The organism is Novipirellula caenicola, from assembly GCF_039545035.1.
Classification (GTDB): domain Bacteria; phylum Planctomycetota; class Planctomycetia; order Pirellulales; family Pirellulaceae; genus Novipirellula; species Novipirellula caenicola.
This window is the reverse complement of sequence record NZ_BAABRO010000001.1, coordinates 900,368-916,461: the sequence shown is the minus strand read 5'-3', so window position 1 is coordinate 916,461 and position 16,094 is coordinate 900,368. Positions and strand designations below refer to the sequence as shown.

The 16,094-nt window shown below is 54.5% G+C and carries 10 protein-coding genes; 4 read left to right on the top strand and 6 right to left on the bottom strand.

The features are described 5' to 3' along the window. Entirely contained in the window at positions 1-873 is an 873-nt protein-coding gene (locus ABEA92_RS03030; protein WP_345682314.1) for a 3-keto-disaccharide hydrolase, read from the bottom strand. Between the two features lie 344 nt (positions 874-1,217). Between ABEA92_RS03030 and ABEA92_RS03025 the strand changes: the two genes are divergently transcribed. Next, complete coding sequence (locus ABEA92_RS03025) at positions 1,218-2,096, top strand: sugar phosphate isomerase/epimerase family protein (protein WP_345682313.1); 879 nt, start codon at positions 1,218-1,220, stop codon at positions 2,094-2,096. Positions 2,097-2,247: 151 nt separating this feature from the next. Here the strand turns inward: ABEA92_RS03025 and ABEA92_RS03020 are convergent, their stop codons facing one another. The 4 genes from ABEA92_RS03020 to ABEA92_RS03005 all read right to left on the bottom strand — a co-directional run bounded on the left by ABEA92_RS03020 (position 2,248) and on the right by ABEA92_RS03005 (position 9,280). Then, on the bottom strand, positions 2,248-3,072 hold the full coding sequence (locus ABEA92_RS03020; protein ID WP_345682312.1) for a mechanosensitive ion channel family protein: 825 nt from the start codon (positions 3,070-3,072) through the stop codon (positions 2,248-2,250). Between the two features lie 38 nt (positions 3,073-3,110). Next, complete coding sequence (locus ABEA92_RS03015) at positions 3,111-4,448, bottom strand: hypothetical protein (RefSeq protein ID WP_345682311.1); 1,338 nt, start codon at positions 4,446-4,448, stop codon at positions 3,111-3,113. Beyond that, positions 4,432-7,728 (bottom strand): PAS domain-containing protein, encoded by a 3,297-nt coding sequence (locus ABEA92_RS03010; protein ID WP_345682310.1) that lies wholly within the window; start codon positions 7,726-7,728, stop codon positions 4,432-4,434. The genes ABEA92_RS03015 and ABEA92_RS03010 overlap by 17 nt, the downstream gene beginning before the upstream one ends. 163 nt (positions 7,729-7,891) lie before the next feature. Next, a complete protein-coding gene (locus ABEA92_RS03005) occupies positions 7,892-9,280 on the bottom strand; it encodes a sulfatase family protein (protein ID WP_345682309.1) in 1,389 nt (462 codons plus the stop codon). A 193-nt stretch (positions 9,281-9,473) separates the two neighbouring features. Here ABEA92_RS03005 and ABEA92_RS03000 point away from each other — a divergent pair, with 193 nt between their 5' ends. From ABEA92_RS03000 to ABEA92_RS02990, 3 genes are all read left to right on the top strand, one after another. Beyond that, positions 9,474-10,121 (top strand): ECF-type sigma factor, encoded by a 648-nt coding sequence (locus ABEA92_RS03000; RefSeq protein ID WP_345682308.1) that lies wholly within the window; start codon positions 9,474-9,476, stop codon positions 10,119-10,121. Further along, complete coding sequence (locus ABEA92_RS02995; RefSeq protein WP_345682307.1) at positions 10,072-11,841, top strand: serine/threonine-protein kinase; 1,770 nt, start codon at positions 10,072-10,074, stop codon at positions 11,839-11,841. The genes ABEA92_RS03000 and ABEA92_RS02995 overlap by 50 nt, the downstream gene beginning before the upstream one ends. A 201-nt stretch (positions 11,842-12,042) precedes the next feature. Next, the gene (locus ABEA92_RS02990; RefSeq protein ID WP_345682306.1) at positions 12,043-12,708 is read left to right on the top strand and encodes a carbonic anhydrase; all 666 of its coding nucleotides are present in this window, start codon (positions 12,043-12,045) and stop codon (positions 12,706-12,708) included. A 513-nt stretch (positions 12,709-13,221) separates the two neighbouring features. Here ABEA92_RS02990 and ABEA92_RS02985 read toward each other — a convergent pair. Then, the gene (locus tag ABEA92_RS02985) at positions 13,222-14,985 is read right to left on the bottom strand and encodes a redoxin domain-containing protein (protein WP_345682305.1); all 1,764 of its coding nucleotides are present in this window, start codon (positions 14,983-14,985) and stop codon (positions 13,222-13,224) included. Positions 14,986-16,094 lie beyond the last annotated feature (1,109 nt).

The window sequence follows — 16,094 nt, the reverse complement described above, 5'->3', positions numbered from 1 at the left end:
TTATTTCTTTTGCCGTGCTTTTGGATTGGCGGTTTTCTCGACCAGCCAGATGTTTCGGAACCTCACCTTGGATCCATGCTCCTGCAAAACAATGGGCGACAACCGTTCCTCAGGGAATGCGGCGTACTTGTTTCGCCGTAGTGATAGTTTGAAGTCGTCGTGGATCAATTTGCCATTAAGCCACACCGAGACTCGGGCAGCACCGTTTTCGGTCATGAATCCGTTTGCACCCATTTCCGCAGCCTGATACTCCAGATCGATCGTTTGCCAAACGCCTGGCTCAAGAGCCGCATTCACATCGGGGGCACGGATTTGATAGATCGCGCCACAATCGCCCATGCCGGGAATTTTCTTGTCTGCACTATTGAAGATCTGCAATTCGTACAACGGTCCAAAGAAGATTCCACTGTTGCCGCTGTCCGCTTCGGGTAGCTGGAACTCGAGATGCAGACGGTAGTCACCAAAATTTCCTTTCGTGTAAAGAAATTGTTTGCGACGTTTGCCTTCGAATTCCAAGGCGATCTCCATCGCGCCGCCATCGACAAGCTTCCACTGGATCTGTTTCTGGTCATCCTTGGGATTGATCCACTGGAACGAGAAAGGTTTCCAAGCATCAAGATTCGAACCGTCTAGTAGCACCACCGCCCCGGACGGCGGGGCGAGTCCCAGCGTGGATGGCGCGGCGTTCGATTCCTTTTGCTCACGATCCGAACCAATTGCCTCGGATCTCGGCGGTTCCTGCGCCGACGCAAGCGAGACGGCCGCAATGGCTACGACGACTATCCCAGGGAAAAGGAGCGTGCTAAAGGCAAGACGATGTAGCACGTTGCCGATGAACATTCGTTTCTTGAGCTGGATGTTGGTTCGGGGCATTTTCGATGCAGCATGGAGGGCGTTTTGCGCTGGAACACGGGAAAGGGAGCAACCGATCTCGTGTGTTGGATGCCAGTCGCAGGCAGGTGATGTATTCATCGTAATTGTTTTCAAGGCGTCGTGTTAAAGCGGCACCACAAAGAAAACGTGTTTGGGCAGCTTGCCCGTTTCTGAAACGCTGCGAAGCATGAAACGCCGGTAAACGACGGCATTTGCGTTTGGTAGCGACGTTCGCCGGAACGTGGATGGTTTCCGAAGCAACGGGCGATCGCCCGCAAACATGCTGTCGCACGACTGGAGTATAATTTCGGTTGACCTTCTCTTTTCTTTGACGGATAAACAAAATGAAACGACGGCATTTTTTGGGGGCGATGTCCGCAGCGACGGCGGTTGCTTTGACGCCCAAGCATCTCCTTGCCCTGGACAAAGACAACGTGTACCGAAATGCGATCGGCATCCAGTTGTACACGTTGCGGAATCAAATCAATGACGACGTTGCCGGCACGTTGAAGGCGGTTGCCGATGCGGGGTACAAGCAGGTCGAGCCGTACGGGTTTCCCAACGCGAAACCGATGATCGATGCCGCTCGCGACAATGGACTCGCCCTCCATTCCTCGCACTTCGAGTGGGATTCGGTGGTCAATCCTGACGACAAGGGAGTGCCGCCGTTTGCCGACATCTTGGAAAAGGCCAACGACGCTGGGTTGTCTCATTTGGTCGTTCCCTACTTGGCAGAAAAAAATCGCACGACGCTGGACGACTACAAATTGACTGCGGATCGCTGCAACAAGGCGGCCGAACAAGCCCAGGCGGCGGGGATCCAGTTGGCGTACCATAACCATGCGTTTGAGTTCCAACCACAGGAAGGCGGTCGGTATGGTTATGAAGTGTTGATGGAGGAGTTTTCGGACCAGATGAAATTCGAGATCGATATCTTTTGGGTCCAACTCGCCGGCCATGATCCAGCCAAGCTGATTCGCAAATTGAAAGGACGTGTGTCCCAGTTGCACTTGAAGGACTTGAGCCGTCAAACGCCCGTGCCGACCTACAACGGGGTGGCCAACGAAGCATTCGAAGAACTCGGCGACGGGGTGATCCCGATGGAACCGATCTTCGAAGCGGCCGCCGAGGCGGGCGTGATCCACTGTCACGTCGAGCAAGACCAGTCGCCCGATCCGCTGGCAAGCATCCGCCAAAGCATGGCATACCTAAAGAAGATGTAGCAACAAACCGATCGCAACGGAACTCGTCAACGGCTTGTTGATTTAGTGAGCCGCGACGCGTCAGCGGCCGGGTCCCCGCACGACCCGCTGCCCTACGCCCTACGCCCCACACAATGCCAACTACATTGCGATAAGGTTATCAAGCCGTCACCTAGCTGTTGGCTTGGGTGACCGTCGGTGCGTTTGCGGATTGGACACCGATGCGGCGGAGCATCGCTTTGCCGCGGAGCGTTAAATCGGTGATGAATTGGAACTGGTCTCGACCGTCAATCGGGTAGGCTTTTAAGCGGTAATGCGTGCCCCAGGGCTTCTCGGCCGCCACCACCAGGATCGGCTTGTGCAACTGCACGTAGGGGCTGGTCAAGGCGATGTCGGTCAGTTTTTGTTGGACACGTTGGCCATCATGATCAGGATGCAAGTAGAAGTCAGCAACACACATCAATTCGCGTTTGCCAACGTTGTTGTTGTAGATTGGCGTGGACCATATTTTGCTGTGTGGGACGGCCACGACCGTGTCGTCTGGGGTCACAATTTGAACGGTTCGCAGATCAAGTGATCGGACTTCGCCGTACGTCTCTTCGATCTTGACCCAGTCTCCGTTTCGGTAGGGCCGCTCGTACAACGCCACCACCCCGGCGATCAAGCTGCTGACATAATCCTTGAACGCAAAACCCAGGGCAACGGCCAATGCACCCGAGATCGCCAGTAGGTTTTGAGGCGTCGGGTAGATGAACAATGGGATGATGTAGGCTGCCACGAACAACAGCATCACCGCTCGCAGAATCGGTTCCCAAGGTAGGATCCACAGCCGGAATCGGTCGGGTACCCGTTCGGCAAGCCTGGGGACAATCCATTTGATGATCGCCGCCAACGTAAAGCCCGCAGCGAGAACGAAGATCGCCTCTAATAAATGAATCTCGCTCCACTCGCGGAGGATTCGCGTTACCTCTTCTTGGGATGATTTGGCGTCGGGCATGTTCGCAATCTTTTTATTCGTAAGCCAACCGTGGCAAGTCAAAACGCATCGGTCAGGAATCCTTCGCTTTGCAAATCGCGCCGGACGATCGGGTACGCGATCAAATTCACTCGCAGCAGATCATCCTGTGTTACCAATACACGTCCTCGGCACAATTCGCTGACGCGGCGCCGGATTTCATCTCGCGGAAACGACAACACCGTGGCAAGCGAATCGAGCGACAGCCCCCCATGCAATAAGATCGCATGCAAAATAAAACGATGGACACGATCGTTGCTGGCCGGCATCTGCGGGGTCGCCAGTTGGTCGGGCGAGACAACCCAGAGCGTTGTTTTGTTTGGATTCGACGCCTGCGGCGCGTCGTCCGTCGGGTTCCGGGTACGCAGCGATGCCGTCCAGATCGCTCGCGCTAAACCTGGGTTGCCGCGCGATGTGACCGCCAAAGTTGTAAAAAAGTCGGATGTTGTATTAGGGAGATTCTCAGCATCATCGTCGTGACCATGATCGACATGTTCCAATTCGGGAAAAAGCAGATGATCATGGCCAGAGCGTCTAAATTCATACTGTTCAAGAGGCAGGGTGCTGCGAAACCAGTTGTACAGTTCTTCGGCGTCCATAGGGGCCAAGGTCAACGGAGTGCCAAGCTGGTCTTCGATCCCTACCGCATGACTGAGAAATGCCCAAGTCCAAGAGTCGCAACCGATCAGCACACGGTTACGGACCGACATCAGCCGTTCCAACAGTGCTCGCATGCGGGACAAGCCTTCCTCGTGTCGCAGGTACCAGCGTTCCAGATGTGGAACCACTAAGACGTCTCGATCCGGTAGGTCATCTTCGATCGCAGAGATGGCATCGTCCGTCGATGGTTCAAGCAAGGAATCCGCAGGCGGAACCCCTAGGACGCGAAGTTCGCGTTGCTCGGCCAATTGCTGCAGAATCGCGGAAACGTCACATCCCGGCGGCCCGATGACTGGTCGGATGCGGTGCGATGACGATTCGCATTCGAACCAAGTGTCCCCGATCGAATCGGTCAATCCACGGGCGGCGTGCACCGGGTCCATCATGGGCGTGACGTTCGACAGCAGGCTTTCCGCGGGACTGTCCAAATCCGTCGCCGGGGTGAATGTGCTCTGACTCGAGCGACGCAGTGCGTGACGGATAAAATGCCATGTGCTTTTCAGTGTGCCGCGAGCCGCATCGGTGACCGGCGGAACCGGCACACTGAAATCGGGGGCTGGAATAAAGGTCCAGCTTGGGTTGGCTTCCTCCATATTCACTTTGGCTTTCTCGGGACTTTTGGGACGAAGGGGCGACTCTCGCGGTTCTAGTACACCACATTCGTCATGGGGATTGCGACCATCAAGACGCGGCGTCATCCGAATTTGCCGGATGGGACGCAAGTCGTTTTTCGATTTCTCGCAGTAGGCGTTCGCAAGTCCGTTCGAGTTGATCGACCGCCTCTTCGGCCGCGGCGATTTCCATTTCCATACCGCTCGATTCGATGCTGGCACTGATGTCAATGATCTCGCTAAGGCCAAAGAAGCGTGATGATCCCTTCATCGTGTGAGCGCTTCGGCACAGCGTAGTTGGATCGTTTTGCTTGATCGCCGATCGCATTTGACGGATCAACGTGGGGACTTCGTCCTGGAACGTTCTGAGGACTTCGATTGCCAAGTTCTCGTCGCCGCCCATCTGTCGCACCGCATGCCCCCAATCGAGCATCGGTTCGGTTGATTCGACGGCGTCTGGTTCATCGCCTTGCTGTGTCGTGGTGGCAGCCGGTTCCGGTTTATCGGCAGCAGAGGCATCAGCCGAAGCTTCTGTAGTGATGGCCTCAGTAGCACTGGAGTCGGTTTGCTTGGTGGCTCTGGCAATCACGTCCTGCAATTCATCAGGATTAAAGGGTTTTGAAATGTAATCATCCATGCCTGCGTTTAAACATTTCTCACGATCGCCCTTCATTGCTTCGGCGGTCATCGCGACGATGTACTGATGTTGGTTCGTGCCCTCCTCTGACTTGCGAATCGCCGCGGTGGCTTCGAGTCCGTTCATTTCCGGCATTTGGATGTCCATCAAAATCACATCGAACGATTGTTTCTTGGTCGCTTCGACGGCTTCGCGACCATTGACCGCCAATTCGACCTCGTGATTCCATTTCTTTAGAAAACCCAACGCGACTCGTTGGTTGATCGCGCCATCTTCGACGAGCAAGATTTTTCGTGGCGGAGTTTTCGGAGCCTCGGGTTCGATCGTTGGCGTCTCGGGTTTCGGGCTGATAATCCCCATCACGCCCAGCACCGCGTCGAGCAGCTCGGATACGATCACAGGTTTGGTCAAATACCGGGCGACTCCGCATTCACGCAGTCGCGGTGGATCCAACCCGCTGACCGAAGACGACAGGATGATGATCGGCCCATATTTGTCGCGGTACTCGTCGCAGATCCGTTCAGCGAATTCAATCCCATCCATGTTGGGCATGTGATAATCCAACAAGATCAAACCGAACGGAGCATCGTTGTCGACCGATTCAGCGATCTTTTCCAACGCTTGTGCCCCGCTGTCAGCCAACGTCGGTTGCATTTGCCAAAACAGCAACACCTCTTGCAGGATCCGGCGGTTGGTCGAATTGTCATCGACGACGAGCACGCGAGTATTGCTCAACGACGAGAGTTCGGCAGGCCGCCGCGGCGATTGATCATCGGCCACGCCAAAGCGGACTAGGAAATGAAAAGTCGTTCCGACCCCTGGTTGGCTTTCAAGCCAGACTCGGCCGCCCATCAAATCGATCAGTCGTGACGATATCGTCAACCCCAGCCCGGTGCCGCCGAAATGCCGCGTGGTGGAGGCGTCGGCCTGCGAGAAGGCTTCGAAAATCTTGGATTGCTTCTCTTTAGGAATGCCGATCCCCGTGTCACGAACCGTGACATGCAGCAGCGCCGATTCGTCCGTCACCTCTTCGGGATTGACATCGACGACCACTTCGCCCGATTCGGTAAACTTGATCGCATTGCCAACGAAGTTCACGATGATTTGCCGCAGTCGTCCTGGGTCACCCAGCAATTCATTAGGAATGCTCGGATCGATCCGGCCCGCCAATTCGATGTGTTTTTCGTCTGCTTTGAGCGTCAGCAATTTAACGGCCTTGCCAATGCAGTTGCGAAGGTCAAAGTGGACTTGTTCCAGTTCCAAGCGGCCCGCTTCGATCTTAGAAAAGTCAAGGATGTCGTTAAGCAGCCTTAGTAGCGAGTCGGCAGACTCCTGAACAAAACCTAGGAATTCACGCTGCTCACTCGTCATGTTGGTCGCGGTCAACAATTCCGTCATGCCGATGATGCCGTTCATCGGGGTGCGAATCTCGTGGCTCATGTTCGCAAGAAATTCGCTCTTTGCGCGATTGGCGGTGTCAGCGGCATTCTTGGCAGCCATCACTTCTTCGGCCGCCAGTTTGCGAGCGGTAATGTCCCGGCCAATGCCCACCATCCCTTTGACCGTGCCGTCTTCGTCACACAGCGGCACCTTGGTGGTCAGGATCCAATTCCGGCGACCATCGGCCAATTGGATCGTCTCTTCTTTTTCGATCAGCGGTTCGCCCGAACGCATCACAATTTGATCGTCGGCGACGAAGTTGCAAGCGATTTCAGGCGGCGAAAAATCGTAATCGGTCTTGCCAACCAAATCGTCAATTGAATCGACTCCTAACAATCGAAGCAGCGCCGCGTTGCCGGTGATGAAACGACTCGCGCGGTCTTTGACGTAGATCGGGTCCGGAATGTTGTTGGTGATCGTCTTCAGCAGATCGCGTTCACGAGCCAGTTCGATCTCGGCGCGAATTTGTTCGGTGACATCTCGAGACACACCAAAGGTGCCAATCACCTCGCCGGACTCGTCACGAAGTGGCAACTTGGTCGTCGAGCACCAGGTGTCATCGCGGTCGTCCCAGGTTTCTCGCTCCACTTTGGCGATCACCGGTTCGCCCGTCTCCATGATTTGGCGTTCATCCGCCATTGCCGCTTCGGCGTGGACCGAGCCAAAGAAATCGGCGTCGGTCTTGCCAACCGCTTCACTAGGATCATCGAGATGAAACAGTCTGGCCAATGCGTTGCTGATGCGGATGAAGCGACTCTTCTTGTCTTTGAAATAGACCGCGTCGGGAATGTTTTCGAGCAGCGTGTTCAGCAGGAATTGTGATTGCTTGAGCTCCGCGGTGCTCTTGCCGTTGTTTTTCAGATCCCAATAGACGACTTCGACGCCGCTGACGGTTCCCTCCTGGTCTCGCATGGGAATTCGCAGCACTTCGACGAAGCTGTGTTTCCCACTGGTCGAAATGTGCTCTTCGATCACATGGTCCGGCCGGCCTGATTGGATGACCGCCTGATCACGTTCGCTCCAAACCTCGGCGGCCGGTTTGGGGAGGTAATCGAAGTCGGTCTTACCAACCAATTGGGCAAACGCTTGACGATGATGTTGGCAAAAGGCTTCGTTGGCATATTCGATGCGGCCGTGCCGATCCTTTCGCACGACTTGCAGCAAATTGGCGTCGCGAAGCGAGGGATCGACTCGGATCGATTGCAGCCCGGTCCAATGCCGAAATTGCCCCGTGGCGTCAAATGCGTCGTTGGCGGCATCATCAGTGAGGGCGGAGTGGTTTGGATTCACGTTCAAAAATCCTCTGAAGTCATGGCTGACTCCATCTTACACCTCCGCGGGGAAGTTGAAACGTAATTCAAGCGAACCAAGGGATTTATTGGCAATCGAATCGCGCCAATTGGAACCATCCAACCATGAACCAATCGGTCTCGCCCCTGTTTAGTCCTGAGCGTCAATTCGTGCGAAGTCCAAGATCCGCAAATGTCTTCTGCAGTTTCGCACGAATCGCCGAGCGTGTGGCGTCATCTTCTGCGGCCCGATAAGGATATTGCTCGCGTTCGTCCTCGCTCATGTGATAGAGCCGCCCGTCGTTGTAAAGTTTCCAATCCTGAGTGCGTACCCATTTCAGCCCCGAGCTTTCGCCGTCTGGTTCGACACCGCCGGCTTTGGGCAAAACGGCTTCTTCGCAGTATGCAAATTGCCGCGGTGATGCGCCGCGGCCGCGAAGCCGATCTGCAAAGCTCACGCCATCCAGTGAGACGTCGGGCGGCAGCGGTGCTTGCGCCAAATCTAGAAACGTGGGCAAAATGTCACTGAAATCCACCAAGTCGTCGACGACTTGCCCCGGCCGAATGGTTCCTGGCCAATTGGCGATCATCGGTACGTTGGTGCCGGCGTTGGTCAGCTGTTTTTTTCCGCCGGGGATATCCAATCCGTTGCAACGAGAAACGACGGGAGTCCGGATCAATTCCTCGCCATCGGCGCGAATGATGATTTCCGGTGGTGTCCCGTTGTCGGCCAGGAACAGGATCAGCGTTTGCTCACGAAGTTGCAGTGCGTTTAAAGCGGCCACCAATCGTCCCACCGCTTGATCGAGTTCCGCAACCATCTCAGGGTAGCTGTCGTAGCGATCAAACGGTCCATGGGGAACGGGCGGGCTCAGATCGTCGGTGACTTCGTGCGCCAAAGCCATGGAATAATATGCCATGAAGGGACGGTCGCGATTGGATTTGATAAATTCAATCAATCCGCGTTGATAGAGATCGGGGCCGTAATGCCCGAGCGTGTCGTCGCGAACTTGCCCATTTCGGTAAATCATCGGCTCGTAGTAACGCGGGCCTTCGTGCCAACCGAACAATTCCCAGTGATCAAACCCCAGACGCTGCGGATGCAGCGGGTCGTCACCGAGCAGAGCGAGTTGCCACTTGCCGACAATCCCTGTCGCGTACCCGGCGCGCTGCAAGCACCTCGAAAACGTGGTCTCTTCCGCGGCCTTGGGATAGTCGCCCCAGGTCACTTGACCGTGGCGAAACGGATATTGACCTGACATCAACGTCAACCGCGACGGATGGCATACCGGCATGCTGTAGGCATGATTGAACTTCATCCCCGTCCGCGACAATTCATTCAAATGCGGTGTCCGGTACGATTGTCCTCCGTAGCACTCCAGTACTTCTTGACCAACGTCATCGGCAAACAAGAACAGAATGTTCGGCGGACGGTCCTCGGCATTCGCCTCGTAGCCAAGACTCGCTAAGACGAGCATCCCGCAAATCACCAGCGTGCTGCGAACAAACGAGAGTCCAGGGTTCCGAGCGGAGAGTATTTGGAAGCGGTGCATCGATGATGTCTCTGGGGACGTTGGGAAGCGTTAGAGAGAGAAGGACTCTATCATACATCGCCATGACCTGGCCGAGGTTCGAGCGGGGGGGCTCTCTGCGATGCTTGTCTCGTTGTTGCGTGTTGCGATGTGGTAGGATTGCGTGGACGAAACTTCTTTGTTCATCTCATTTTGCATTGCTGAAACCTCCTGCATGACGAAAAGCACGAATGTCAGCCGCTGGATTCAGAGGGTGAAGGCCGGTGATTCGGCTGCCGCGAACCAAATCTGGCAACACTACTTTGACCGTTTAGTGCGATCGGTGCGTGCCCGTTTGTTGGGGCAAAACCGAGCCGTCTCGGACGAAGAAGACATCGTGCTGAGTGTCTTCGACAGCTTTTACAAGGCGGCCGAGAACGGGCGGTTCCCGGATTTGGCCGATCGAGACGATCTTTGGCGTCTCTTGCTGCGAATGGCGGTAAGGAAAGTGGTTGACAAACGCAGACATGACCTGCGGCAACGACGTGGAGGGAACGTCCAACTTCACTCTTTGGACCACGCCGAAGACGAGGGACACGTGATCGAAGCGATCGGTGATGAACCGTCCCCCGAAATGGTGTTGATGATGCAGGAATCGGTGGAGCAACTTTTTTCTCATTTAGGTGTCGGGCAACTCCGGGATTTAGCGGGTGCCAAGTTAGCAGGGGAATCCAACGCGGAACTCGCACAGCGTTTTGGCTGCTCGGAACGGACGATCGAGCGTCGTCTGCACCTGATTCGAGAAAAATGTCAGCAGGAATTAGTCGAATTCAATGAACATCCGTCAGAAAAAACTACCGATTGCAGCCCTGGAACAGATTGATGATCGTTGCGCCGAATTTGAGCGTAAGTGGCAATCCAACGACCCGCCAACGATCGAATCCGTGCTGCCCGAGGGTATCTCAGCGACCGAGCGAAATGTATTGCTCGCCGAACTGATCGTGCTGGAAATTGACTATCGACGGCGGCGAGGTGAAACGCCGACCAAGCAGGATTACCTGGAGCGATTTCCCGAGGTTTCCGCTGCAATCCATGACGCGCTCGACGAAACCGACAAACGGACAGGGATGTTTCAGCCGCCAACCCTGGCGCGTCTGTCTGAGCTTTTTCCGACGCTAGAAATCATCGAGTTGATCGGCGCAGGCGGAATGGGGGCCGTGTACAAGGCTCGGCAATCAGGGTTAGACCGCATGGTCGCACTGAAAATTTTGCCAGAGGAATTGGGGCATGATGTCAAGTTTGCACTTCGATTCACGCGAGAAGCTCGGACGCTGGCGAAACTGAGTCATCCCAACATCGTGGCCGTCTATGAATTCGGGCACGTCGAAGACACTTACTACTTTCTCATGGAATTTGTCGATGGTTCAACGCTTCGAGATGTTGTCAAAGCTGGCCAATTGGCGCCCCAGCATGCACTAGCGATTGTGCCGCATCTTTGCGATGCGCTGCAGTACGCGCACGACAAGGGCGTTGTCCACCGCGACATCAAACCTGAGAACATCCTGATTGCCAAGGACGGTTCAGTAAAGATCGCCGATTTCGGCCTCTCGCGAATCATCGGCAACGACCCCCAGCAAGAAATGCTGACCGGAACGCACCAGGTGATGGGGACACCTCGCTACATGGCTCCCGAACAACTCGAAGGTGCCCGCAGCGTGGATCATCGAGCCGACATCTATTCGCTGGGCGTTGTCTTCTACGAAATGCTGACTGGCGAACTTCCGATTGGACGTTTCGCAGCACCATCGCAAAAAGTCCAAATCGATGTCCGGCTCGACGAAGTCGTGCTGCGTACGCTCGAAAAGGAACCGCAGCGCCGCTATCAGCACGCAAGTCAAATTAAATCCGACGTGCAATCGATCACGTCGACCACGCGTCCACCGCTCGCGACCACGATTGTTCGTGATTCAAACTCGGATGTGCCGAGCGGACAAGACGCTTCTGCCACTTTAGAACAACAGGAATTGGCCGGACGTTTGTTGCTGACCCGCCGCCAATTGATGGATCGTGTCGAACGATCGTTGCGGCCGCTTTTTCAATGGCAACTGCTGCAAGTATTCGTTGGTGTCGCACTGATAGTGATCGGAGCACAATGTTGGGCACGAAACACGCAGATTCCTCATCGAGTTGTCAACGGAGCGATCGTGCACGTCTATGGCGTGATTGTGATCTCTCAAGCCTTGCTGGTCTGCACTCGCATTCGCAGAATCGATTACTCGAAATCCATTGCCGAGATTCGCGGTAAGCTAGACAGCGTGCGATCGAGCTACCTTCGCGCCGGTGTCATCATCGGATTTGTGTGGTGGTTGATGTGGATTCCCGTGGCCGTCGCCCTCGGCTTTGACGATGTGCTCCATCGGAGCGCTCTGTTTCTCTCGTTAGTCGTGGGAATCGTCGGTTTCGTGGCCCCGCTCTGGCTGTACTGGCGCATCCTAAGATCGGCCAACCCATCAGCGGAAACTTGGAAAAGGAAGCTCGGTGGCGAGAGCATCCTTTCGGCGTACCTCACGCTTGACGAAATCGAAAACGCGCAAATCCGTTAACGTAGAACCGAATTTGAGTCCGGCGTAGCGGAAGGCCTCGCTGGAAGTTTGCAGATTCGCGGCAAAGAGGCGGAGGTGAATCCACGGAATCCGTATCCGAATGTGACCAGAATCGGCTAGACTCAAGATAGCGAAGCTTTTATACACTGCTTGTAATGAGTCATTCGGGCAGCTTTATTTTGAGATCAAAGGATCAGGGTCATGCAAAAATTGGTCGACGGAATTCACAAGTTCCAACGAGAGTCGTTTAGTAAAGATCAAAAGCTGTTTGAAACGCTCGCCGACGGGCAAAACCCGCTGGCGTTGTTCATTACGTGTTCGGATTCCCGAATCGATCCTAACCGATTAACGCAAACCAAGCCTGGTGAGTTATTCATCCAACGCACCGCGGGTAACATTGTTCCTCCCTACGGAAGCGTTTTTGCCGGAGAAGCGGCCACCATTGAATACGCGGTGTCGGCGCTGAAAATTCGCGACATCATCATCTGCGGCCATTCCCACTGCGGTGCAATGGCCGGTTTGTTGGACCAAGCTGCGATTGAAAAGATGCCTGCGGTCAAAGCCTACTTGCAGCACGCCGAAGCCACTCGCCGGATTGTCGAAGAAAACTACGGACACCTCACCGATCCGACCAAGCGGCTGACGCTGACGGTCGAAGAAAACGTACTTGTGCAGCTCGAGAGTTTGAAAACCCATCCGTCGGTCGCGGCGGCGGTGGGCCGAGGCGACCTGAAACTGCACGGCTGGGTATACAAGTTCGAGACGGGCGAAGTGTTTGGTTTCAATCCTGACAAAAACGCCTTCCTGCCCATCGAAGACATTTCGCCGCAAGTGTCCGTACCCGACCGCACGCTGCCGCAAATCTAGATCCTCGGTGGCATCGTCTTGCCAGTTGTTGAAGTGGGCAGGAAAATGAAGTGGGCAGAAAAATGGGATGCTGCACATTGGTCCTGCTCTCTTAATCTTTTTGCCCCCCATCTTTTGCCTACCTACGGTACGGCGCTTGGCGGATGTCGCGGAACGAAGATTCGAGAGGCCCGAAGTTTCAGCTCGCTGGTGTCAGCCTCGGCAACTGGAATATGGCAAAAACATGAGTGGCAAAAAGATGGGACTCTGCACGATGGTCCTGCACGCTGAATATTTTCCTGCCCCACTCATCTTCCTGCCTGCCGGTCATCCGGCGATTGGTGGACGTGGCGAAACAAGAATCGAGTGAGCTGCTGCGTCGTGTTGCCGGGGGCTGCGTTGGTTACTGGATTGGGCAGGAAAATGGAGGGGGCAGGAAAATGGGGTACCGCCGAATGCTCCGGTCTTCTTAATGTTTTTGCCCTCCATCTTTTTGCCGTACCTGCGGAACGGCACTTGGTTGATATCGCCGGATCACTCGTTAAGTAACGCCACCACTGCTGCTTCAAGATCGTCCATCGAGGGATTGGCAATTCGGAGCACACCGTTTCGGTCGACCAGATAGAATGATGGCCAATGCGGTACTGCATACTCGGTCGCCGTTTGACCTTTATCGTCAAGTCCGATTGCCCAAGAGAGATCGTTCGCTTCGATATACTCACTTGCCCTCTCCGCTGCTTTGGTGGAATGGAGACCAACAATCACGAGACCGCGTTCCGCATATTTTTCGTGTAATCCTCGTACGTTTGGCATTTGTCTCCGGCACGGCCCACACCATGTTCCCCAGAACTTAATCATGACCACCCGCCCCTGAAGCTCAGCCAAGTCAAGAGGATGGTCGCTGTTCAACCAATCCGTGACAGTCAATTTAGGAGCCATCGCACCTTCGAGAGCGTTGAGCTTCACTCGCTCCTTTTCGGTCCCTATTCGCCAAAACCTGTCAGTGTTGTTCTTGGCGCGAGAGAGTGGGAGGCTGGGGGGCGAGGATTCAGTCCGCCGCATTGTCGTCACTTGAGGGTGACGGTCGTGAACACGCTGCACGATCTCATCTGTCAAATTGGGTGATCCGATTGTCACGTATCGAATGCTTGGGGCCCGAGCCAATGCCTCTAATCCTTCCTCGGTCGCAAGGCAATTGATTCGAAGTCTGCGAAGCGCCGGCAGCGCCATAATCTCGATCACTCCTTCGTCAGTGATGACTGTGCTTGTGAGTTGAAGATAATCGAGTTTATTAAGTGATTTAAGGTGTTTTACGTGTTCGTCAGTGATAGCACGGCCGCCTTCAATTCGAAGTGTTTTCAGATCTCGGAACTGGGCAAGTTTTGCGAAGTCGGATTCCTCCAAACTGGGACAACCCATTAGCCATAATTCTGAAAGCGATGGAGTTAGCGATTCAAGATTTTTCCAAGCCGGTTCGCCACCGTTTCTCGGTTTTACCGCCATCAGTCCAAGTCGCCGCAGATTCGGCATGGTTGCCAGCGTGTCGATGCATCGTGTCGTGATTCGATTTCCGATGATCTGTACATGTTCAAGCTTCGTGTTATCGGCAAGCAATGCAAATCCTGCATTCGTGATTCGAGTGTGAGCAACAGTAAGATCCCGTAGGCAGGGCATCGCAGCGACCGACGCCATGCATGAATCGTCACACTTGCCGGAAATTACCATCTCCTCAAGGTTTGGTAAGGCGGATAGAGCCTCAATTCCTTCGTTACTAACCTGCAGCTCTCCAGCGAGCTGACGTAAGTTTGTGAGAGCCCCAAATTGCTTGACGACGGAGTCCTCTAGAGCGGTTCCGTAGCATCGAAACTGTTCCAACTGTTTGAACAATCCAATGTGACGCAATTCGTCCGGTGAGAGGCCGCAGTGGCTGACCACCAAACGTCGCAACTTGGGACAATCGAGGGCAAGACGTTCGAGTCCGCTCCCTGTGATCTCGGATCCAGTGACATCGAGTTCCTCCAGATTGGGAAACTGCTTTAGCTGGGCAAGACCGACATCGGTGATCGAAGGATGTGGAGCATCGCCGCGAAACTCAGGATCACCCGCGTACAGATTTAGCGTCCGCAAGTTTCCAAGTGATGCAAGATTCGCGATTCCGGAATCTGTGACTTGCGTGAAGCCCGCATGAATGGCTCTCAGCGATGAACTACGCGACAGCGTCTCGAGTCCTGCATCGGTCACTCCTGTGTGGTCGAGGCCGATCGAGTGCAAGTTTGGTAGTGCGGCAATCGCAGCCATCGCGTCGTCCGTTAATTGCTCGTTCGATCCCAGCCATAGATATTGCAATTGGCTAAGTCGAGGAAGGTCTGACGCAATTTCCGAGGTGAGCCCTCCATTCGTCACTGACAGGTGTCGCAGACTGGTAAAACGTGTCAGCTGCCTAAATCCGTCATCGCCCAACGAGAAATTTTTGGTGCGCACGTCGGTAATCCGATCATGTGGCAATTCACTGAGCCAATCCAGATTGTTTGCTTGCACGTTTGAGATTTCCAACCGGACGACAGATCCTTCTGGGATCTCCACATCGCCTGCGGCGGGACCGAGGACTTGCCATCGATTGCTGGCAGACTTGTTAAAACTCGCTTCACCATAAACAGCGGATTTCTCGGGACAAATCGAAATTGACCCGACCGACTCTCTGGGAAACCGCAAGACGTTTGCCGCATGAACGGGGACCGCGATCAACATCACAGCAAGCGATAAGCATCGGAATGCAAGATTCAGCATGTTTCATTTAACCTGTTGCGCAGTAGTAGTGCATGATTAACTGCAAGCGATTGTATCACGCACCGGAGACTACGGTTTGACATCGGGCGGAATGATCATCGAACAAAGAACGAAGATTTTGCACTTTCCAAAGCGGCGATTGGGAGATTGGTTTTTCTACTTAAACGAGCGTCCCAATCCGTTTGTTTCATTCTGCAAACGCGACTTCTTCTGAGAGGCGTCTGTGGACAAGGCAAATAATCTCAGCGTTCATACGGCCGAATAGATCGCGTTTCAATCAACAAAGTGTGATATCCCCACGCATGGACATGCGATGTCGAGGAAAGCGTTGGTCGTTGATTTTTGACAAAAACATGAGTGGCAAAAAGATGGGATACTGCCGAGTGGTGCTGCAATCTGGACATTTTCCTGCCCCACTCATCTTCCTGCCCGCCGGCTATCCGGCGTTTGATGGACGTCGCGGATACAAGAATCGAGTGAGCCGCGGCGTTGTGTCACCAAGGACCGCGTTGGCCACTTAATAGGGCAGGAAAATGGAGGGGGCAGAAAGATGGGATACTGCCGAATGCTCCCGTCATCATAATTTTTTTGCCCTCGATCTTTTTGCCTACTTGCGGTAC